This is a genomic window from Rhizobium oryzicola (assembly GCF_030504645.1).
Lineage (GTDB): Bacteria > Pseudomonadota > Alphaproteobacteria > Rhizobiales > Rhizobiaceae > Neorhizobium > Neorhizobium oryzicola.
This window is the reverse complement of sequence record NZ_JAUKWQ010000004.1, coordinates 357,533-376,946: the sequence shown is the minus strand read 5'-3', so window position 1 is coordinate 376,946 and position 19,414 is coordinate 357,533. Positions and strand designations below refer to the sequence as shown.

Genomic DNA, 19,414 nt, shown 5'->3' with positions numbered 1-19,414 from the left:
ATGTCTGCCATCACCACACTGACGGATGACGAAGTCACACCGCATGTTGCCGAAATCTTCGCGGGAGCGAAAGCTGCGATGGGCAAGGTGCCAAACCTTTTCCGCGTTCTCGCCCATGCGCCGGCGGCACTGGAGGTTTACACGGGTAGCAAGCGTTTCCTGAGCGGCGGCGTGTTGACACCGCAGGCGCAGGAGCAGATTGCCATCGCGATCGCCGCGGCAAACGGCTGTGACTATTGCCTTGCAGCTCATACGGGCGGCGCCCGCGCTGCCGGCGTCTCGGCCGAAGATCGCGTCTCGGCCCAAACGGGACACACATCCGATCCCAAGATCCAGGCCATTCTGGACCTCGCGCTGGCGATCAACGCAACCCATGGCCAGGCCTCCGCCCCGGCGCTGGAAGCAGCACGTGCCTATGGACTGTCAGACGCTGAAATCCTGGAAACGGTCGCACATGTGGCCGTCAACATCCTGACCAATAGCGTGAACAACATCGTCGGCACGACACTCGACTTCCCCAAGGTCGAACGCGTCGCCTGACGCCGGCAACCGGCCGGGAGAGATTTCTCTCCCGGCGGTCCTCCAACCAAACCCTTCAACCATCACTGAAATCACCACCCAACGCGGCGCGGCATGGATGCCACGCCCGACCAAGGAGTCATGACCATGAACATCACCGGAAACACCATTTTCATCACCGGCGGCACATCCGGCATCGGCCGCGCGCTGGCGGAAGCCCTGCATGCCCGCGGCAACAAGGTGATCGTCGCAGGTCGCCGCAAGGCCCTGCTGGACGAAGTCTCTGCCGCCAATCCCGGCATTGACGGTGTCGAACTCAATATTGCCGATGCCGCCGATATCGAGCGCGTGGCTGCACGTCTGGTCAAGGACTATCCGACGCTGAACGTGCTGATCAACAATGCCGGCATCATGCCTTTCGACGATGCCGCGTCGAAGATTGACGACGAGGTGTCTCGCCGGATCATCGACACCAACCTCTTGGGGCCGATCCGCCTGACATCGGCGCTGATCGACCATTTGAAGAGCCAGCCGGCAGCAACGATCATTCACAACACGTCTGTGCTCGCCTATGTGCCGCTCGCATCGACGGCTGTCTATTCGGCCAGCAAGGCGGCACTGCATTCCTACGCACTGTCGCAGCGCTTCCAGCTGCGTGACACCTCGGTCCGTGTTCAGGAAATCGCGCCGCCATGGGTCGATACGGACCTGATCAAGAAGAGCGGTGATCCGCGCGCCATGCCGCTGGATATCTTCATCGAGAAGACGATAGCCAAGCTTGCCACCGACGCGCCGGAGATCATTGTCGACGAAATCCAGGCCCTTCGCGACAATCCGGGCAGCGGCGAGCATGCGTTTGTTCACGGCTTCAATCAGTCGCTGGTCGAGAACCCCATTCCGGTCTGAGCAATAACGATACCACCGCGCCTTTCAGGGGCGCGGTGGTTCTCATGGATTGGAAATCCCCAAGAGCAAGCAAATGTAATCTTGTTCAACGCCGTGATTGACCAGTCATGTCACGATAGCGGGTCCGCATGACGGCGATCAGCCGCTCGTCCTCACCCCGCAAGAACGCGTGTTGCCGGAGGGGATTCTGGTTAAATGCCACGGTCACGCGCTCTCCCGGCTCCAGGTTGCCCAGATAAACGACGTTACGGGATTGTAGCGTGCGCACATGGGAGGCGCCTGCCTCGAACACTGCCCGCTCTGCCAGAGCGCTGAAACTCGGGAAATAGAGAAGCCCGACAGCGTTGAAATCGGTAGAGGGGCAAGGCAGGACCGACGTAATCTCCAATTCATCCTTGCCCGCCGAACGCGCCACATCGCTGGCATTCCGCGCCATTTTCTGGACGAGGGAGGGGGCATCGGGCGGCACCACCAACACCTTCGGCGCCCGCCGCACGATGGAGCGATTGCTCGATGGGTCAGCGCGTCCGACAAAGGTTGAAATCAGCACAACCTGTCCAATCCGGATGCCATCCACCTCAATGCGCTGCACCGACGCCAGCCGCCCATGCCCGACACGGTAAAGATCGGCGGCAAGCGTCAACTCACTGCCGAGCTGGGGACGCTCAGGCGAGGTGATATGCAGGCGTGTCGCGCAGAAGGCGGCATAAAGCGGCTCTCCTGCCGCGCAGGTGAACACGGCTTCCCGCTGCCCCATAGCCCGCGCGATGAGCCGCCAATGCAGGTCGCCAGCGCGACGCAGCAACCATTGCTCGGAGAGGCCGAGATAACCCATCTCGGCCATTCCAAGCACATGCCGCTCCATCAACTGCGGCGGCAGGCAAGGAGCAGAAGCCGCCAGTGTCATGCAGCAACCGCCTTCTTCTGGCGCGCAACGATCTGCTCGCTGAGGTACCGGCTGTCTTCATCAATCCCGAGGAAGCGCCCCGAGCCCCAGGTATTCAGCCAGCCGAGCCCGATGAAGTATAGCCCCGGTGCCGCGGTCACGCCGCGATGGTATTTGGGTTTGCTCCGTTCATCGAGGCAGTCGACCTCAAGCCACGAATAGTCCGGACGAAAACCGATCGCCCAGATGATCGAGGTGATACCTGAGGCGACAAGATCGACTTCCGTGATCTCCTGTTCAGGCCGCCAAACTTTCTCGAAGGGTGGTTCTTCCGGCGCATCGATCCCCTGCGAGGCGATCCAGGCATCGATCTGCGCCCGGATGCCGAGGTAACTCCGGTCCGCATCATCGAGGTTCTTTTCCAGATCGGGCAGGAAGCTCATCTTCGTGCCGGCGCCACCTGCCACGGAGCCATAGAGCTTTACGCCTTCTAGCGCATATTTGCGTAGATCGATCTCCTTGCCGCCATCGCGCCCGGACATATAGTGGTTGGTCTGGGTCAGCGCCTTGATGGGATCGGGGTGGCGATCGATGGTGACCGCATAGGTGCCGGCATCATAGAGCCAATCGGTGGCGTCACGGCCGCGATATTTGCGCGGGCTGCGCGGTGCCGGACCGACGGCAAGATGAACAGGCCGCCCTTCCAAATGGAAATCATCCATGATCTGCACGCCGGATTGGCCCGTGCCGACAATCAGCGTCGCGCCCTCGGGAAGCTGCGACGGGCGGCGATAATCGCGCGAGTGCATCTGCACGATCGCGGGATCGAGATCCGAGGCATAGGGCGGCACAATAGGGTTGTCGTAACCGCCCGTGGCAATCACGACCTGATCGGCAATCCAATTCCCCGCAGTGGTTTCGACCAGATAGCCGCCGCCATCACGGGGTGCGACGCGGGTGACGTCCACGCCCTCCTGCAAGGGAGGATTGAAGCTTTCCACGAAGCCATCCAGATACTCAACGATCTCATCCTTCAGCATGAAGCCGTCAGGATCCTTTCCACTGTAGCTCCAGCCGGGCAGGCGGCATTGCCAATTGGGCGTGACCAGACAGAAGCTGTCCCAGCGATTGTTGCGCCAGCTCTCGAAACGACGATGCCGTTCCAGCACCACATGTTCGATGCCTTCTCGCATCAAATACCAGCTGACGGATAGCCCGGCCTGCCCGCCACCGATGATCAGGACAGGAACACGAGATGGAATGATCTCAATCATGGGAAGCCCTTTCATGACAGGGAGAGACAGGTGACATGCCCGTCCGATGGTTGGTTCTTCGCGGCCTGCTCAATGAGCGCCAACTGGTCCATAGCGGCAGAACAGGCGAAACCGTATTTGGCCGCCACCCGCTCAGACGCTTCGTTCAAGCCAGAGCGGGCGCGGTCCAGGAACTCGGCCAGGGGATAGGTCTCACCGGCGGCGAGATGACGATGGATCGCAGTCGAGGGCGAGTAGCAGCTCTCTTCTGCCCCATCGGGCCAGCGGATCGTAAAGCGGACCTCAGGCATGTGCTGTTTCCTTGGATAGCGAGAGATAGGGCGAGGCGGCGTAGTCCCAGAAGATCGCGCGATCCTTTTCCAGCACGAGGGCAATCTCGGGCCTGACATGAGCTTTCCCGATGACGGTCGCGCTGATGTCGCGCTCCGCAAAGGCAGCACACACATCTGACGCCTTGTCCTGTCGGACCGACAGCAGGAAGCCGTAGCTCGGAAAGGTTCGCAGCCAACGGACCATCTCCACACCGGGCGGCAGGGGAATGGCTGTGAGATCAATATCGAACCCGCAGCGTGAACATTCGGCCAGCATCAGGGCCGTGCCAACAATGCCGCCCTGGCTGATATCCTTGCCCGCATCGACCAGACCCCGTTCGGCCAGCAGCGGCAGGAGTTCATAATCCCCGCGCAGACGATCATGCGGCGCCTCAAGGGCTGCGCACCAGTTGTCGAAGCGTGGCCTGTATTCTCCACGATGATCGACAACGGCAATCAGCGCATCACCCGGTTGGGCAGCAAAGCTTGAAATCAAGCGGCTTGCCCGACCCGTGACGGAGACGGCAAGATTGAGCTCTGCGCTCCGCAGATTGGTATGGCCACCCACGATCGGCACGCCATAGGCTTGCGCCGCATCCCGCAGGCCTTTCAGCAAAGGGTCGCCAGAGGCCGCGTCCGGCGCCCATATCGCATCCAGAAGCGCGGTTGCGCGCCCTCCCATGGCGGCAATATCCGACAGGTTGACCATGACGCCGCACCAGCCGGCAAACCATGGATCATCCTGCACGAACTGCGGCATGAAGCCTTCTCCGGCAAAAAGGTCCCAGCCGCCTTCAGGCCGCGCAATCGCTGCCGCGTCATCGCCCGGACTGCCGCTCGTAGACGCGGTCAAGGCCAGTGCGCGTGTCGAAGCCGCAATATCAAGCTTGCCGCGGATTGAGGGATGCGCTGAAAGTTGAGCGGCGATATCCTGGAGGTCCATCACCCCCTCCGCGCCCTGGCAGACCAGCCGGCAGCAGGATTGCCTATGGCCGGATAATAGGGGAGCGACGCCTGCATATGCATATGCGGCACGCCATGAAGATCGACTTCCTTCACCGCCTCCCAGTGCAGCCGCCGGAAGAGCGGAACATTCTTAAGCTGAACATGGGCGTTGAACACATGGCAGCCGACGCCATTGGCCGTGCTAACCGCCAGACGGATCAGTTCTGCGCCGAGCCGGCCAACCCGTCGATAGTCGGGAGCAACGGCAAGCCTTGAGCCCCACCAGACGCCTGACGAGGACTGGTGAATGCGTACCGTACCGACCACATCGGCAGGTTCCGCCGCGACTGTAGCAATCGCCACCAGCGGAAGCGCGATCTCGTCGATTGCGTCCCGGTCGTGTTCGGCAAAGATCTTCTGTTCCTCGACGAAGACTTGATGGCGCAGGCGCCGAGCGCCCGCCACTTCCCAGGCTTCTGTTGCGGCGCGAATGATGAATTCCGGGCTGATGAAGGCCTGATGGTCCATAAGGCTCATGCCGGAACCCTCAGCTTTTCATAGGTGGAAAGAGCAGAGCAGGCGCCGCATTTGCCGCATCCGGCCTTGATGTCGGAGGCCTTGAGGCCGCCTTCGATCACGATGCGGGAAAGCGGTTCCAGAATGCCCGCCATGAACTCCGATGTCGGCGCCGGATGGCTTTCGAGCGGTGTGCCCGAAATCGGCACGAAGGGTACGACAAAGGGATAGACCCCCATCGCGACCAGCCGTTCCGACATGTCGAGAATCGCCTCCTGCGTATCGCCCAGACCCGCGAGAATATAGGTCGAGACCTGTCCTCGCCCGAACACCTTCACCGCAGCCTCAAAACTGGAGAAATATTTTGAAAGCGGCACGCTGGCCTTGCCGGGCATCATGCGTTCGCGAACCTCAGGGGTGACCGCCTCCAGATGCATGCCGAGCGCATCCGCGCCTGCATCCTTCATGCGCTGGTGCCAGATGTCATCTTCCGGCGGTTCGCACTGGACCTGGATCGGCAGATCGACAACAGCTTTGACGGCTCGTGCGCTTTCGGCAAGGATCGCAGCACCGCGATCTTTACCCGGCGGCGTACCCGTCGTCATGACCATGTGCTTGACGCCGTCCAGCTCGACGGCTGCCTTGGCAACTTCCGCCAATTGTTCGGGCGTCTTGTGCGCGACGGTCCGACCAGCCGCCAGACTTTGGCCGATCGAACAGAACTGACAGGTCTTCTTGCGGCTTTCATAGCGAATGCAGGTTTGCAGAACCGTGGTGGCAAGCACGTCGCGAGAATGGAGAACCGCAATCTTGTTGTAGGGAATGCCGTCGGCCGTCACGAGGTCATAGAATTTGGGGCGATTGGGAAAGCGGATACGGGCAACCTCGGCTCCATCGCGCGTGATGCGCGCCTTGCCATCGGCACCGGGCGCTTCGACCAGATAGGGGCTGTCGAAGGCGGGGGCTGTATGCACTGGCACCATGACCGTCGTATCGCCAAAGCTGACCGCCTTGTGATCGGAGGGACCGGCGCCGCCGCGCCGGCTTTCGTGGCCCGCCCGTGGATCGACAAGCCGCATGCCTTTTGTCTGGAGATCGTTGATGAGTTCGGGATCGGTCGAGGGCTGCAGATCAAGCATCTTGAACCTCCTGAAAACTGGTAGTGTCGAGATCTTCATGGGGCGGGCGGGCGCTGCCGATCTGCTCCAGCGCCCGGGCAGGGCGCACATCCTGGACAAGATGCAGCAGTTCAGGCCGTGCGTAATGCCCGACCGAATCCATCATTCGCTTGCGCTTGGTGATCAGCCGCATGTCGAGGTCGCCGATCAGAATGCCCTCTCCCGACGTCAGCGGCGGCACGACATGGCGCCCTTCGGGGGTGATGATGCAGGTCATGCAGCCATCCCTTAGGCCCTTCTGCAGCGCGGGGTCAGGGTGGATCGAATGGATCTGTTCTTCGCTCAGCCATCCGGTGGCATTGACGACGAAACAGCCGGATTCCAGCGCATGATGGCGCATGGTCACCTCGATCTGCTCACCGAAGATCGGGCCAACGAGAGAGCCCGGGAAATGCGAGGCATGGATCTCTTCGTGCTGCGCCATGAGGGCATAGCGCGCCAGGGGATTGTAATGCTCCCAGCAGGCAAGCGCACCGACACGTCCGACGGCGGTATCGACAACCTTCAGACCGGCTCCATCGCCCTGCCCCCAGATCATCCGTTCATGATAGGTGGGCGTGATCTTGCGACGCTTCAGTTTCAGACTGCCATCGGCATCGAAAATCAGTTGGGTATTGTAAAGCGATCCCCGGTCGCGCTCGTTGACGCCAAGCACGATCACAACATTGCGCTTGCGCGCCGCCTCGGCCACGGCTCTGGTTTCGGCGGAGGGAACTATGACGGCTTCCTCGTACAGTCGCAGATGCTCCGGCCCCTGTTGCACGGGCGGAAGGACAAAACTGAAGTAGGGGTACCAGGGAACAAATGTCTCCGGAAAGACGATCAGCTCAGCGCCTTTTTCGGCAGATTCTGCAATCGCATTGAGGACACGCTCAACCGTCCCGGCACGCGATGTGAGGTCAGGCGCGATCTGGACGGCGGCGGCACGGACGGTTCGGGACATGGGAAGCTCCTTCGCATCGTTGAGGGCGCGTGGGGTCAGGGTGCGGAATGCCCGGGCGGACACAGAGCCCGGACATCCTGGCTAGGATCACACTGTCCAGGTATCGATGATCAGCGCGTTGGCCTTCTTGTGCAGCAGCACGCAATCCAGAACGTCCTGCGGCAGGATCGGGATAATGCCGGGGATCAACGATGGCTCACCGTGGCCGTAAAGCGCCTGCAGCGCGAAGCGACATGCATAGACCTTGCCGCCCTCCTTCATGAAACGCTCGAGGTTCTTGTTGAAATTCAGGTGTCCCGGAAACGCCTCGTCACCAAGCTTGGGAAAGCCTCGCTGGATGCCGAGCGTCACGCCCGGGCCGTACAGAAGGATCGAGGTTTCATAGCCTTTGCGCTGCAGGCGAATGGCGTTGAGAATGTTGACGAGGCCGATGGAGCCCTCGAAGGCAACTGTATGAAAGGTCACCAGGGCCTTTTCGCCCGGATCGGCCTTCACATCCTCGAAGACCTTGGATTCGTAATCAACGAAGAAGTCGCCATCTTTGTGGGCTTCATGCGTGACTTGAGGCATTTCTGTCGCTCCTGTTGCGGTTGGGATGACCAAGCGTACGACAGGAATTGTATGAATCAATATTAAGTTTAATATCCATACAATAATTGTTCATCTTACCGAAATCATCATGTGAATTGCATTTTCTCTCCTCACATTGCCCGTAGAAAGGGCAGATTATGCGTCGACCTTGCCCACTATTTACTCTCGAATTAAATGGTTGCCATGCGCAATACCGATGCATACAATTAGCAACAATTGATGAAAGATAGGATTCGAGACGGCATGACGAAATGGCTTCCGGTGCTCAGGCCCGATGGCAAACCGCGATACCTTCAAATTGCAGACGCGATCGAAACGGCTATCAAGACTGGCAAGATCGCGTCAGGGGAAAGATTGCCGCCCCAGAGGAAGCTTGCGGAGAAGCTTGGCATCGATTTCACTACGGTCAGCCGCGCCTATACGGAAGCCAACGCTCGTCGTCTGGTCGAGAGCCATGTCGGACGCGGCACATTCGTCAGCACGCCTGCCTATGCGCGTCATGAAGTCGATCCGCGCCGCACACGCGACGAAGATCTTTCGATGAACATGCCGCCGGAACCGCAAGACCCCGATCTCGTCGCGCGCATGCAGGAAGGCTTGCGAACCGTCGCCGCCAACCTTGTCTCGCTACTTCGCTACCAATCCACAACGGGCGGAGCGCAGGACAAGGCAGCGGCATCCTCCTGGCTTTCAAAGCGCGGCATGGTGCCGAGCCTGGAACGGATTGCCATCACGCCGGGTGCCCATGCAACCATGACCGCGCTGCTGTCGACCATGACGCGGCCCGGAGATGTCATCCTATGTGAAGGCGTGACCTATCCCGGGCTACGCGCCATTGCCGCCCGAATGAGCCTTCAGCTGGTGGGCCTTCCCATGGATGCATCCGGCATAATGCCGGAAGCTCTTGATGCAGCCATCCATCTGCATCAGCCGAAGGCGCTCTATCTGAACCCCACCGTCCAGAACCCGACAACGCTGACAATTCCACAGGCGCGCCGGATGGAGATTGCCGAAGTCCTGATACGCCACAGACTGCCCCTCATTGAAGATGATGCCTACGGGTTCATTCCGGCGATCGCACCGGCACCGTTCGCGACCCTTGCGCCGGACCTCACCTGGCACATTGGCGGGCTAGCCAAATGTTTGGGCGCCGGCCTCCGCCTTGCCTATACCGTCGCCCCCAATGCGCGGGCCGCCTATACGCTTGCACAGGCCCTGCGTGCGAGCGCCGTGATGCCGTCGCCGATCTGCATGGCGCTTGCCACACGCTGGATCGAGGATGGGACAGCGGATGCCATTCGTCGCTTCATCCGCACGGAAAGTGCGGCCCGCCAGATCATCGCAACGGAAACATTGGCCGGTTACAGCTTCAAGGGAGAGCCGGAAGCCTTCAACATCTGGCTGAAGCTGCCGGTGGGCGCGAGCCGAGCCGAATTGATGGGGCGCATGGCAGGCCGGCACGTGGGACTGATGCCATCAGATGCCTTTACGGTTCTTGGCACCCCGGATGAGCATGTGCGCGTATGCCTAGGAGGCGTTATTCAGCGCGAGGAGCTGCGGGCCGGACTTCTATTCATTGCGAACACCCTGTCAGACGCAGGATGGATGGGGTGATGCAAGCAGCAGGTCCAACGCACAATATCGTGATCGCTGGCGGCAACAATTGCCTGGAAAGGCTTACGGCGATGCGACGCCCGCTGGTAATGGCGCGCCAGATACTTCGAGAAAGGCGCGTCCATCCGGAACGTCAGGCGCAGCTAAAACATGCTCCTCTTCCCGGTTGCAGCAGCAGAGCATATGGCGTATCCCATTTTATAAAAGTCATACTTTCTCAACTGGCATCAGAACACGCTGCCAGGTGCACCCGGCAAGCAGCAAGGACGAAACGTCATTGCGAAGGCCATGGTTATGAACAAAATCAATTTTAGGGTGCAAGATGACGATCTACCGCTTTGGTGAATTCGAGCTTGATCCTACACAGCGCCGTCTGAGCAAGGGCGAGTCGGTCGTCCGAATCGGTGCGCGGGCGTTCGACGTTCTGGCCTGCCTGGTTGCCAATGCTGGACAAACGCTGAGCAAGGACGAGATCATCAAGTCCGTCTGGCCCACCACGCATGTGGATGAGGCGGCTCTTCGCGTACACATGGTCGCCTTGCGCAAGGCGATTCATGACGGCACGTCTCCCACGTGCATCGTGAACATTCCTGGTGTCGGATACAAGTTTGCCAAGCCGGTCTCGAAAACGGATCATAATATCCCGGCTGAGGCTGAGCTGCCTATCCGTCAGACTTTGCCGGCAAATCATGCAAGGCTCATCGGGCGGGAAGAATTCATCAATCGCTCCGTCGAGTTGATGGATTCGGCCAGACTCCTGACCATCACCGGGCCTGGAGGCATCGGCAAGACATCAGCAGCCATCGCCATTGCCAGAGCGCTGGAAGGTCAATTCGACCAGCTTTTCTTTCTGGATCTTGCGACGCTCTCCAGCAGCGATCTTGTCACCTCCGAGATTGCCTCGTCACTGGGCCTCAGCGTCTTCTCGGCAGATCCGCTACCCGGCATCATACAATCGATCGGCCGGTCACGCGCGCTGTTCGTCTTCGACAACTGCGAGCACGTGATCGATGTCTGCGCCACCGTGATCGAGCAGTTGTTGCGCCTGACACCCAACGCGGCCTTCATCGCAACCAGCCGGGAAGCTCTGCGGGTGGTATCGGAAAATGTCCGCAAGCTCCCAAGCCTCGCCGTCCCCGAAGCCGACGAGGTCCCTGATACCATCGAGGCCTATGCGGCTCTCGAACTGTTCCATGAGCGGCTCGCGCTGGTTGGCGGGCAAGGCTTGCGACAGCCCGAAGACTTGCCGATTGCCGCCGAAATCGTGCGTCGGCTTGATGGCATTCCGCTGGCTATAGAACTGGCGGCATCGCGTGCGGCAGGCCTCGGCTTGCAAAATACCGCGTCATCCCTCAGCAATCCCATCAATGCGCTTCGTCGCGGGCGGCGCACCGCGCCCCCTCGCCAGCAGACGCTGAAGGCAACACTGAAGTGGAGTTACGATCTGCTGTTGCCGGAAGAACAGATCCTGCTTTGCCATCTGTCTGCCTTCGCCGGCCCATTCAACATAGCGGCCGCAAGCGCCCTTTCGCCGAAATCCCTCGGCCCGGAGACATTCGAGGACGCCCTTGCTGGGCTGATCTCGAAGTCGCTGATTTCCACGACGCGGCGCGACGGTCGCATGCGCTTGCTGGAGATGACGCGTGCTTTCGCCCGCGAACAGCTGGAAGCTAGCGGTCAGATGGACGCATGCGGACTATCGCATGCCCTGTGGGTGATTGCCGAACTTGAGCACGCCAAGGCGGAATGGCGGCAAATGGAAAAGGCGGATTGGATGAACGCTCATGGCGACCTCATCCATGACGTGCGAGCTGCCTTGGCCTGGTGCTGCAAGAGTGAGAGCCGCGCGCTTTGTCTGCAGATTTCGGCGATCTCGCACATTCTGTGGACGCAACTTGGTCTCATGAACGAAGAGCTCCAGGTCGTCGAGCGCGCCGTTCGTCTGATGGAAGAAGGAACCGCCACAGACCCCTTGATCGAGGCACAGCTGAGATCCGCCATGGGCCATGTTCTCTTCCACGTGCGGGGCGTGACGGCAGATGACGAAGCTGTGCGCCAGTTCAAAATTGCCGGAGACATTGCAGAAGACTTGGGTGACCACGTCGAAATCGTGAGAGCCCACAGTGGCCGATGCGCTGTTATCACCACCCAAGGCAAATATGCCGAAGCCGTGGATGTGGCGCTCCGGCTGGAGCATAAATTCGGCCGGATGCCCGGTGGCGCCAGCAGCCGAATTCTGGCCATGAACAAGCACTTTCTCGGCGAGCACGAGGAGATGAACCGGCTCTGCCACCTGGCGCTCGAGGCCAGCAGCAAGACTGTCGGGCGCACCACCACAAGCGGCGCGGGCTATGACCAGAGAACCGTCGCATTGATGCTGATGGCCAAGACCGCCTGGATTCAAGGCTTTGGAACTCGAGCCATCGAACTGGCTGAGGAAGCCGTCGCTGAGGCGCTCAACAATGACGACGCGATTTCCACCTGCCTTGCGATCTATGTGTCAGCCTTCCCCGTTTACTTTGGCCAGAACAAGCTTGAGACGGCCCGGCACCTGCTGGACCTGCTTCGTGAACTGGCTATCAAGCACTCGATATCGCGATCGCTGTTCTGGGCGGATGGGTTTGAGCCCTTGTTTGATGAACCCTCGGGAAACCGGCAACGCCTGGAGGCGGCCTTTGTCGGGGATACGAATGGGGCACGACTGGAAACGGTCGTCGTCCTCGCAGGAAAGCGCTCCGGCTCTGCTCTGGTGGATTGGGCGCTGGAGTCCAATGCTGGCTGGTGCCGACCGGAACTCATCCGTCTCAAAGGCGAACTTCTGCGCGATGAACATCCCGAAGAGGCAAGAAGACTGTTTTCTGCCGCCATCGACGCTTCGGTCGCCCAAGGGTCTCCCCTCTGGCATTTGCGGGCAGCCAAAAGCCTTGCCGCATCTTTGGGAAACACCGGGCGCAACGAAGGCCAGCGCCTGATCAATGCCGCCCTTGCGACCTTTCCGGAGCCTCCGCCGCCCTGCGAGATGGAAGAGGCGGAAGCGCTCCTGGATGCTTAGTCGCTATCCGGCTCATCAAGGCCCTGGCACTGGAAACCGCTTGCATTATGGCTGATGCAGCAGGCGCCCCGTGCTGCAAAATGGGCGGGCAGGAGCAGGCTTCGGTTCTCCGTTGCACGCTCCAAAACCTTCCGCCGCGTCGACGCAGCCATCACGGGATCAAAGCAGAAAGCGCTGCTCCAATCGGGATAATAAACCTGGATCGGGTGATGCATGATATCGCCGGAGAACAACGCCTCCTCTCCCCGGTCACGCAGCGCAAACAGCAGATGCCCCGGTGAATGGCCAGGCGTGCTTTCCGCCACCAGATGATCGCCGAGCTGGAAGCCGCCCTCGATCAGCATCTCCTGGCGGGATTCGAGCACCGGCAGGATGCTGTCCTGATAGAATAACGGACCCCAGGTTGCGAAGTCGGCTTCATGGCCGCCGACTTGAAGCGCCTCGCACTCGATCTTCGACATGACATATTTTGCGTTCGGAAAGGTCGGCACCCAGCGGCCGTCGTGAAGATACGTGTTCCACCCCACATGGTCGGCATGAAGATGCGTGCAAAGCACGTAATCGATCTCTTCTGGACGAACGCCTGCCGCCGTCAAGCGGTCAAGATAAGGTCTGTCCAGCATGTCGAACAACGGGGCACCGCCGGGGCGCGACTTATGATTGCCTGTGCAGGCTTCGATCAGGATGGTGTGATGCCGCGTTCTCACCAGCCAGCTGTGAGACGACATGATCACTTGTTCTCGGGATGCCGTCAGATGGTTCGGAAGCAACCAATTCAGATGCGGCTCGATTGCCTCGGCTGTCCAATCCGGCAGAAGGACTGTGGGGCCGAAGGCCGGCCCCCGATATTCCTCAATGCGTCGAATTTCAATCTCACCAATCCGCATCCTTGCCCCCAAGATGTCTTTCTTCAACGCGCCGCGTCCTGTGTGACTTTGCAATCCCGGCCTGTTCGCCGACAGTGTTGACCACACATAGCCGCAACCGTCTGCTAGGCATAGGATCAGGTCAGACGAATGTCGGAAAGATCAATCGAGACGACGAGAGGTTCAGCCATGGACTGCCCGTCCGGCTGGCGCGGGAAGATGCGCCGGATGGTGGGAAACTTGAGGCCCTGCACGTCAACATAGCCATCGATGTAGTGAGCGCCCGGCGTATTGCCGGCAATCTCCACATCGTAATCATGGCGCTTCAGCAGGCCATCGGCATCGACATAGATGGTCTGAACCGTGCTGTGGGTGGCAATGTCGGACGAAAATGTCACTTTTAGCCGTATCCAGGTCTCACCCTTCTCCCGCCACGGACCAATCTCCTCAACCTGCACGCCCGGTGCGGCCAGCAGGAATGGCATGTTGAGGTAGGTCCACATTGCAAGTCCCGCGAAGTAAGCGAGCTGCGTCTGGCTCCACGGCGTCTCAAGCGTGTGCCCCGCAAACGAGGCGCGCGGATCCTTCAGTTCGTCGACGACGGTGCCAACAGCATCCTTCAGCTGCACGAGGCTAGGCTCGAAATGCGATACAAGACCCTCTGCACCAAAGGGATGATGGGAGGCCCATTCTCGATCCAGGCCAACGGTGACATTGGTTTCATCCAGACGCCCCGCATGCCCCTTCAACATCCACAAGGCACCGCCTTGTTTCAGATGCGCAGTGAGACTGGAGAAGGATTTCCAGCGCTCCAGTCCACCATGGGCGTCGATAATCTTTTTGACGAGCGGGGTCATCGGGGTGTTCCTTCTGCAGATGTTCGGATGGGTTTCCCCTCTACCTAACCTGCCAGATGAGCGACATCTTTGATGATCATGCCTTTCCGCGCCGGGCGATGACTCGACTGCGCTTCACCAGTTCGAGCATCGACATGCATGCGTACGAAAGCCGCCGGATTGTTCAATCGGCCACCATCGTTTTTGACTAAACACAAGAGCTGCCGTCCGCTTGCTGCGGTTCGCGTGGCATCGCCTTGCCATCAATTCAGCTTGAGAAAGACGGTTCTGACATGCGGGTTCTGGTTCTGTTTGCGCATCCTGCGCAACGGAAGAAAAGCATCAATCTGGCCATGGCCGAGCGCGCGCGCAGCGTCGACGGGGTTACCCTTGTCGATCTCTATGCCGAGTATCCCCGCTTTTCCATACATGTGGATCGGGAGCAGCAAAGGCTGCTGGAGCATGATGTCATCATCTTCCAGTTTCCGCTCTTCTGGTACTCGACGCCTGCGCTGTTGAAGCAGTGGCAGGATCTGGTGCTGGAGTATGGCTTTGCCTACGGCCCTTCCGGCAAGAAGCTTGCGGGCAAGCATATGCTGGCCTGTGTCACCACCGGCGGCCGGCGCGATGACTATTCGCCAACTGGCGGCAATGAGCATCCCATCCAGGATTTCTTGCTTCCCCTACGTCAGACGGCAACCTTGTGCGGCATGGAGTTCCTGCCGCCCTTCGTGCTGCATGCTGCCAACCATATCGAAGAGGACCGTGCACAGGCGCACATTGATGCCTACCCGCAACTGCTGGCGGCGTTGCGCGACGACCGTTTCGATCTGCAGGCGGCGCGCTCTTATTCAACCTTGTCCAGGGACGATCTCGTCCACCTGATCGGAGGGTAACCCATGGACGGATTAGCCTTTTACGCCTTTGCCTATCTTGCAGCAGCCGTGTTTGCGGTCATCGTGTCGCAGCGGCTCGGTCTCGGCACCGTCGTCGGTTATATCGCAGCTGGGGTCATCATAGGCCCGGTTCTACAGGTCTCCACCGCCGGTTCCGACTATCTGGAGCAGTTCTCCGAGTTCGGGATCGTGATGATGCTTTTCCTGATCGGTCTGGAGATCGATCCGCAAATGGTGTGGAAACTGCGCGCCAAGCTTTTGGGACTCGGCGGCCTCCAGGTTGCCGCCACGATTGGCGTGATCACGGTGGTCGGAACTGCCATCGGCTTTACCTGGCAGCAAAGCCTGCTGTTTGGCTTTATCGGCGCCCTGTCATCGACTGCCATCGTGCTGCAGACGCTGGAAGAGAAGGGAATGCTGGAATCCGATGGCGGACGGGCAAGCTTTGCCGTGCTGCTGTTTCAGGATTTCGCCGTCATCCCCATGCTTGCCTGTATCCCGTTGATGGCAGCGGCCGGCAATGCCGCGCCAGCGGGACATGGTTCAACCCTGATCCAGCATCTTCCCGGATGGGCGTCTGCACTTCTGACCCTGGCCGCCGTTGCCTTCGTGGTGATTGCGGGACAGTATCTCTCACGTCCCATTTTCCGGCTGATCGCGCTGTTGCGACTTCGAGAGATCTTCACCGCGATGGCCCTGCTCCTGGTGGTGGCGATCGCGCTGTTGATGTCGGCAGTCGGGCTCTCGCCGGCGCTGGGTGCCTTCCTCGGCGGCGTCGTCCTGGCCAACAGCGAATTCAAACACGAGCTTCAGAACGACGTCGAGCCGTTCAAGGGGCTCCTGCTCGGTCTGTTCTTCATGACGATTGGCGCCAAGATCGACCTTGGCATTCTGCGCGACAATTGGCTGGTGATCTTCGCTGCAACCTTGGCCTTGGCGACAATCAAGGTCGTCGTCCTTCTGCCGCTTGCATGGACATTCAAGGTACGTACAGCAGCGGGCTGGCTCTTTGCGCTCGGCCTTGCTCAGGCAGGCGAGTTCGGCTTCGTGCTGCTTTCCATCGGGCAGGAGCGCCAGATCTTGACGGGGCAGATAGCCTCGATCGCCATCCTCGTGATCACCATGGGGATGATCCTGACGCCGGCACTCTTCGCAATTTATGCCCGCATTGCGATCCTGATCGACAACAGGCAAGGCCAGAACGAAGCAGATCAGCCCGACGAAGGTACAATCATCATTGCCGGTGTCGGTCGCTTCGGGCAGATCGTCAACCGCATGCTGCTGGCCAATGGCCACAAGACGGTCATCCTGGATTATCGCGCCGATGTGGTGGACGATATCCGGCGCTTCGGCATCAAATCTTTCTTTGGGGATGCCAGCCGGCCTGACCTTTTGGAATCTGCCGGCCTTTCAAAGGCTGATCTCCTGATTGTGGCGATCGATGATCGTGACCGCGCGACCGAAATCGTCAGCCATGCGCGCCAGCAAAATCCCAACATCCGCATCATCGCCAGGGCCTATGACCGGCTACACCACTACGAGCTGTTAGACGCCGGTGCCGATCATATCGTTCGCGAGCTGTTCGGAAGTTCGGTGGAGGCCGCAGGCCTCGCACTGCAATCGCTCGGCATGCACCCTTACGAGGTGGAGAAGCGCAAGAGCATCTTTGTGGATGAGGATGTGGCAGGGCTCAACAGGATGGCACCCCTGGTGGATCAGTCAACGCGCGTATCGGACAATCCGACCTTCATCGCAGGGTTCAAGGATATCGGTCGTGTGATTGAAAGCGCAATGCGCGGCGAACGCACAACTTATGAAGAGATCGTACGGCGCGGCTGGAGCCCGCCAGAGCTTGGCGAAAGCCATTCGCCCCCCATCCATACAACCAGGGCGCCTCCTGCAGGAACAGAACCATGACCCATCCTCCCCTGAAAAGGTCTCCGATTAGCAAGACCAGGAAAACTCTTGTCGGACTCGGCGCCGTGGCAGGCATCGGCGTGGTCGGCGCCGGCCTTTTCTTCGCCTGGCCGCATTCGCTGCCTGCGGTGACGCCAAGCGCGAACCTACCCAAGGGAGACGCCCTGCTTGAGCGGGGACGTTACCTCGCAACGGCAGCCGATTGCGTTGCCTGTCACACCACCAAGGGCGGCAAGTTCTTCGCCGGCGGGCTCGCTTTCAAGCTGCCCTTCGGCACTATTTACTCTTCAAACATCACACCGGATGCGGAATACGGAATCGGTAGCTGGAGCGATGAAGAGTTTGTTCGCGCCATGCGCTCAGGCATTGGCCAACATGGCGAGAACCTTTACCCTGCCTTCCCGTACACTTCCTATGCCTTGCTCTCGACCGATGACATCCTCGCAATCCGCGCCTATCTGCGCAGCCTGGCACCCGTCAGCGCCCCTTCGCCGGCGAACGAGCTTGCTTTCCCATTCAATCAGCGTTGGCTAATGCGCGGTTGGAATTTGCTCTTTCTGGCCTCCGGGCCGATGCAGCAGAACCCTTCCAAGAATGAGAAGTGGAACCGCGGCGCCTATCTCGTCGAAGCACTGGCCCATTGTGGCGAATGTCATACGCCGCGCGGCCTCATGTTTCAGCGCGTCCAGAGCGAGGCGCTTTCGGGTGGCGAGGTCGATGGTTGGAAAGCGTGGAACATCACCAGCGACCCCGACAGTGGTCTTGGAAAATGGACGGATGAGGAGCTGACAGCCCTCCTGTCGACCGGTCATGCCAAGGGTCACGGTCCCGCTGGCGGCGGCATGCGGGAAGCCATCGACCTAAGCCTCAGCAAGCTGCCGAAAAGCGATATCGAGGCCATCGTCGCCTATCTCAGGACGGTTCCACCTGTCAAAACCGATCCGGCAATTCGTGTTGAGACCAAACCTGCCGAAGCCCGTGCCGCTGAAACAGCGGCCGCCGGGAGCGGTAAACTGTCGACTGGAGCCGAAATTTTTGCGGGCGCCTGCGCGAGTTGCCATGGCAAGGATGGAAGCGGGCTCGCCAACGCACGCGCCGGCATCACCGGGGCGCATGCCCTGAGTGACCCGCAAGGCTCCAACCTTATTCGCGTCATTCTGAACGGCTCCTCTGATGGAAGCGGCGCCCCCGGCAAAACGATGCCCGGCTTCGCCGCGATCTATTCCGATACCGAAGTTGCCGCACTCGCGAACTACATGATCGGCACCTTTGGCGGCAAGAAGGGCACTGTCACGGCAAAGGCCGTGGAAGGGGCGAGAGAATAAGGGTTGGGCTTCGGCCCAACCACCGCTGCTTGAAGCCTTCCGCTCAACGCGACATGCCTGGATCAGGCGCTATAGCCGCCGTCAATGTTGAAAATGGTTCCGGTGATGAACGACGCGGCCGGACTTGCCAGAAACGTGATGGCGCCGGCCGCCTCTTCGGCAGATCCCAGCCGCTTCATAGCATTTGCCTCCATCTCCGCTTCGATCTGCGTTTCGGGAGCGCCGTGAAGCAGGGCGTCGATCGCGCCGAGCTGAACAACATTCACGGTAATGCCGCGCGGCCCGACATCGTGAGCAGCCCCCTTGCAAAAGGCGACGATGGCAGCCCGCGTAGCGGCATAATCCGCAAGTCCAGGGGTCCCGACGCGATCGGCAACGCTCGAACCAATGGCAATCACCCGGCCATGATCATTCATGCCCTTGATTGCAGTGCGGATCACCGCAATGGATGCTCTTACATTGATTGCGAATTGCATCTCGAGCGCATCTTCGTCGAGATCGAGATCATCGACCTGCCATTGAAATTTTCGCTCGCAATTGACCACGACCACGTCCAATCGGCCAACGGCGCCGATGACGCGACGGACGAGCCGGATGCATTCCTCACTGTTAAAGGGTGTCGGAATTTGGAAAACGGTGACTTTGGTGCCTCTGGCTCGTAACACGGAAATGAAGCCAGGTTCAGGTCGGCCGGCGCTGACGGAAACGGCAAGATCCGCACCGCTCTCGGCGAGTGCACACGCGGTTGCAGGGCCAATGCCAGCATCTGCGCTGGTCAGAAATGCGATCTTTCCGGCCAGCGGCTTTGCTTTTTCAAAGTACATGTTGTCAATGCCCCC

General features: G+C 59.9%; 18 protein-coding genes. 7 read left to right on the top strand and 11 right to left on the bottom strand.

The window, feature by feature from the left end; genetic code table 11:
* Together Q2T52_RS15235 and Q2T52_RS15230 are read left to right on the top strand one after the other, a co-directional pair.
* Positions 1-540, top strand: a complete 540-nt coding sequence (locus Q2T52_RS15235; protein WP_302077630.1) for a carboxymuconolactone decarboxylase family protein — start codon at positions 1-3, stop codon at positions 538-540.
* 126 nt (positions 541-666) lie between these two features.
* On the top strand, positions 667-1,425 hold the full coding sequence (locus tag Q2T52_RS15230; RefSeq protein WP_302077629.1) for an SDR family oxidoreductase: 759 nt from the start codon (positions 667-669) through the stop codon (positions 1,423-1,425).
* An 85-nt stretch (positions 1,426-1,510) separates the two neighbouring features.
* Here Q2T52_RS15230 and Q2T52_RS15225 read toward each other — a convergent pair whose 3' ends face one another.
* The 8 genes from Q2T52_RS15225 to Q2T52_RS15190 all read right to left on the bottom strand — a co-directional run bounded on the left by Q2T52_RS15225 (position 1,511) and on the right by Q2T52_RS15190 (position 8,048).
* Positions 1,511-2,332 (bottom strand): Pnap_2097 family protein, encoded by an 822-nt coding sequence (locus Q2T52_RS15225; protein WP_302077628.1) that lies wholly within the window; start codon positions 2,330-2,332, stop codon positions 1,511-1,513.
* On the bottom strand, positions 2,329-3,585 hold the full coding sequence (locus Q2T52_RS15220) for an MSMEG_0569 family flavin-dependent oxidoreductase (RefSeq protein WP_302077627.1): 1,257 nt from the start codon (positions 3,583-3,585) through the stop codon (positions 2,329-2,331). Before Q2T52_RS15220 ends, Q2T52_RS15225 begins: the two co-directional genes overlap by 4 nt.
* Before the next feature lie 11 nt (positions 3,586-3,596).
* Positions 3,597-3,875 carry an MSMEG_0570 family nitrogen starvation response protein gene (locus Q2T52_RS15215; RefSeq protein ID WP_302077626.1) on the bottom strand — a complete coding sequence of 93 codons (279 nt, stop codon included), beginning with the start codon at positions 3,873-3,875 and terminating at the stop codon, positions 3,597-3,599.
* On the bottom strand, positions 3,868-4,839 hold the full coding sequence (locus Q2T52_RS15210; RefSeq protein ID WP_302077625.1) for a sll0787 family AIR synthase-like protein: 972 nt from the start codon (positions 4,837-4,839) through the stop codon (positions 3,868-3,870). The genes Q2T52_RS15215 and Q2T52_RS15210 overlap by 8 nt, the downstream gene beginning before the upstream one ends.
* The gene (locus tag Q2T52_RS15205) at positions 4,839-5,378 is read right to left on the bottom strand and encodes an MSMEG_0567/Sll0786 family nitrogen starvation N-acetyltransferase (RefSeq protein WP_302077624.1); all 540 of its coding nucleotides are present in this window, start codon (positions 5,376-5,378) and stop codon (positions 4,839-4,841) included. The genes Q2T52_RS15210 and Q2T52_RS15205 overlap by 1 nt, the downstream gene beginning before the upstream one ends.
* A complete protein-coding gene (locus tag Q2T52_RS15200) occupies positions 5,375-6,496 on the bottom strand; it encodes an MSMEG_0568 family radical SAM protein (RefSeq protein ID WP_302077623.1) in 1,122 nt (373 codons plus the stop codon). The genes Q2T52_RS15205 and Q2T52_RS15200 overlap by 4 nt, the downstream gene beginning before the upstream one ends.
* A complete protein-coding gene (locus Q2T52_RS15195) occupies positions 6,489-7,478 on the bottom strand; it encodes a Nit6803 family nitrilase (protein WP_302077622.1) in 990 nt (329 codons plus the stop codon). Before Q2T52_RS15195 ends, Q2T52_RS15200 begins: the two co-directional genes overlap by 8 nt.
* Before the next feature lie 87 nt (positions 7,479-7,565).
* Positions 7,566-8,048: an MSMEG_0572/Sll0783 family nitrogen starvation response protein gene (locus tag Q2T52_RS15190; RefSeq protein WP_302077621.1), complete on the bottom strand. Its 483-nt coding sequence runs from the start codon at positions 8,046-8,048 to the stop codon at positions 7,566-7,568.
* 264 nt (positions 8,049-8,312) lie between these two features.
* On the opposite strand from Q2T52_RS15190, the gene Q2T52_RS15185 reads away from it, so the two are divergent.
* A complete protein-coding gene (locus tag Q2T52_RS15185) occupies positions 8,313-9,683 on the top strand; it encodes an aminotransferase-like domain-containing protein (protein WP_302077620.1) in 1,371 nt (456 codons plus the stop codon).
* Positions 9,684-10,005: 322 nt separating this feature from the next.
* Positions 10,006-12,735, top strand: coding sequence for an ATP-binding protein (locus Q2T52_RS15180; protein ID WP_302077619.1), 2,730 nt, complete (start codon positions 10,006-10,008; stop codon positions 12,733-12,735).
* Here Q2T52_RS15180 and Q2T52_RS15175 read toward each other — a convergent pair.
* Together Q2T52_RS15175 and Q2T52_RS15170 are read right to left on the bottom strand one after the other, a co-directional pair.
* Entirely contained in the window at positions 12,732-13,622 is an 891-nt protein-coding gene (locus Q2T52_RS15175; protein WP_302077616.1) for an MBL fold metallo-hydrolase, read from the bottom strand. The genes Q2T52_RS15180 and Q2T52_RS15175 overlap by 4 nt on opposite strands.
* 116 nt (positions 13,623-13,738) lie before the next feature.
* Positions 13,739-14,458, bottom strand: coding sequence for a hypothetical protein (locus tag Q2T52_RS15170; RefSeq protein WP_302077615.1), 720 nt, complete (start codon positions 14,456-14,458; stop codon positions 13,739-13,741).
* A gap of 272 nt (positions 14,459-14,730) precedes the next feature.
* Between Q2T52_RS15170 and Q2T52_RS15165 the strand changes: the two genes are divergently transcribed.
* From Q2T52_RS15165 to Q2T52_RS15155, 3 genes are read left to right on the top strand one after another with little or no spacing between them, the layout of a single operon-like run.
* Complete coding sequence (locus tag Q2T52_RS15165) at positions 14,731-15,333, top strand: NAD(P)H-dependent oxidoreductase (protein ID WP_302077614.1); 603 nt, start codon at positions 14,731-14,733, stop codon at positions 15,331-15,333.
* Between the two features lie 3 nt (positions 15,334-15,336).
* Entirely contained in the window at positions 15,337-17,250 is a 1,914-nt protein-coding gene (locus Q2T52_RS15160; protein ID WP_302077613.1) for a monovalent cation:proton antiporter-2 (CPA2) family protein, read from the top strand.
* Positions 17,247-18,575: a c-type cytochrome gene (locus tag Q2T52_RS15155; RefSeq protein WP_302077612.1), complete on the top strand. Its 1,329-nt coding sequence runs from the start codon at positions 17,247-17,249 to the stop codon at positions 18,573-18,575. The genes Q2T52_RS15160 and Q2T52_RS15155 overlap by 4 nt, the downstream gene beginning before the upstream one ends.
* A gap of 62 nt (positions 18,576-18,637) precedes the next feature.
* Here the strand turns inward: Q2T52_RS15155 and Q2T52_RS15150 are convergent, their stop codons facing one another.
* Positions 18,638-19,399, bottom strand: a complete 762-nt coding sequence (locus Q2T52_RS15150; protein WP_302077611.1) for an SDR family NAD(P)-dependent oxidoreductase — start codon at positions 19,397-19,399, stop codon at positions 18,638-18,640.
* Between the last annotated feature and the right edge of the window lie 15 nt (positions 19,400-19,414).

What these genes read in the sequence shown, in the direction of transcription:
- Q2T52_RS15150 (WP_302077611.1), bottom strand. Translation starts at nt 19,399, where the DNA reads ATGTACTTTGAAAAAGCAAAGCCGCTGGCCGGAAAGATCGCATTTCTG.
- Q2T52_RS15230 (WP_302077629.1), top strand. Translation starts at nt 667, where the DNA reads ATGAACATCACCGGAAACACCATTTTCATCACCGGCGGCACATCCGGC.
- Q2T52_RS15200 (WP_302077623.1), bottom strand. Translation starts at nt 6,496, where the DNA reads ATGCTTGATCTGCAGCCCTCGACCGATCCCGAACTCATCAACGATCTC.
- Q2T52_RS15210 (WP_302077625.1), bottom strand. Translation starts at nt 4,839, where the DNA reads ATGGACCTCCAGGATATCGCCGCTCAACTTTCAGCGCATCCCTCAATC.
- Q2T52_RS15175 (WP_302077616.1), bottom strand. Translation starts at nt 13,622, where the DNA reads ATGCGGATTGGTGAGATTGAAATTCGACGCATTGAGGAATATCGGGGG.
- Q2T52_RS15235 (WP_302077630.1), top strand. Translation starts at nt 1, where the DNA reads ATGTCTGCCATCACCACACTGACGGATGACGAAGTCACACCGCATGTT.
- Q2T52_RS15160 (WP_302077613.1), top strand. Translation starts at nt 15,337, where the DNA reads ATGGACGGATTAGCCTTTTACGCCTTTGCCTATCTTGCAGCAGCCGTG.
- Q2T52_RS15215 (WP_302077626.1), bottom strand. Translation starts at nt 3,875, where the DNA reads ATGCCTGAGGTCCGCTTTACGATCCGCTGGCCCGATGGGGCAGAAGAG.
- Q2T52_RS15195 (WP_302077622.1), bottom strand. Translation starts at nt 7,478, where the DNA reads ATGTCCCGAACCGTCCGTGCCGCCGCCGTCCAGATCGCGCCTGACCTC.
- Q2T52_RS15155 (WP_302077612.1), top strand. Translation starts at nt 17,247, where the DNA reads ATGACCCATCCTCCCCTGAAAAGGTCTCCGATTAGCAAGACCAGGAAA.
- Q2T52_RS15170 (WP_302077615.1), bottom strand. Translation starts at nt 14,458, where the DNA reads ATGACCCCGCTCGTCAAAAAGATTATCGACGCCCATGGTGGACTGGAG.
- Q2T52_RS15205 (WP_302077624.1), bottom strand. Translation starts at nt 5,378, where the DNA reads ATGAGCCTTATGGACCATCAGGCCTTCATCAGCCCGGAATTCATCATT.
- Q2T52_RS15185 (WP_302077620.1), top strand. Translation starts at nt 8,313, where the DNA reads ATGACGAAATGGCTTCCGGTGCTCAGGCCCGATGGCAAACCGCGATAC.
- Q2T52_RS15220 (WP_302077627.1), bottom strand. Translation starts at nt 3,585, where the DNA reads ATGATTGAGATCATTCCATCTCGTGTTCCTGTCCTGATCATCGGTGGC.
- Q2T52_RS15180 (WP_302077619.1), top strand. Translation starts at nt 10,006, where the DNA reads ATGACGATCTACCGCTTTGGTGAATTCGAGCTTGATCCTACACAGCGC.
- Q2T52_RS15165 (WP_302077614.1), top strand. Translation starts at nt 14,731, where the DNA reads ATGCGGGTTCTGGTTCTGTTTGCGCATCCTGCGCAACGGAAGAAAAGC.
- Q2T52_RS15190 (WP_302077621.1), bottom strand. Translation starts at nt 8,048, where the DNA reads ATGCCTCAAGTCACGCATGAAGCCCACAAAGATGGCGACTTCTTCGTT.
- Q2T52_RS15225 (WP_302077628.1), bottom strand. Translation starts at nt 2,332, where the DNA reads ATGACACTGGCGGCTTCTGCTCCTTGCCTGCCGCCGCAGTTGATGGAG.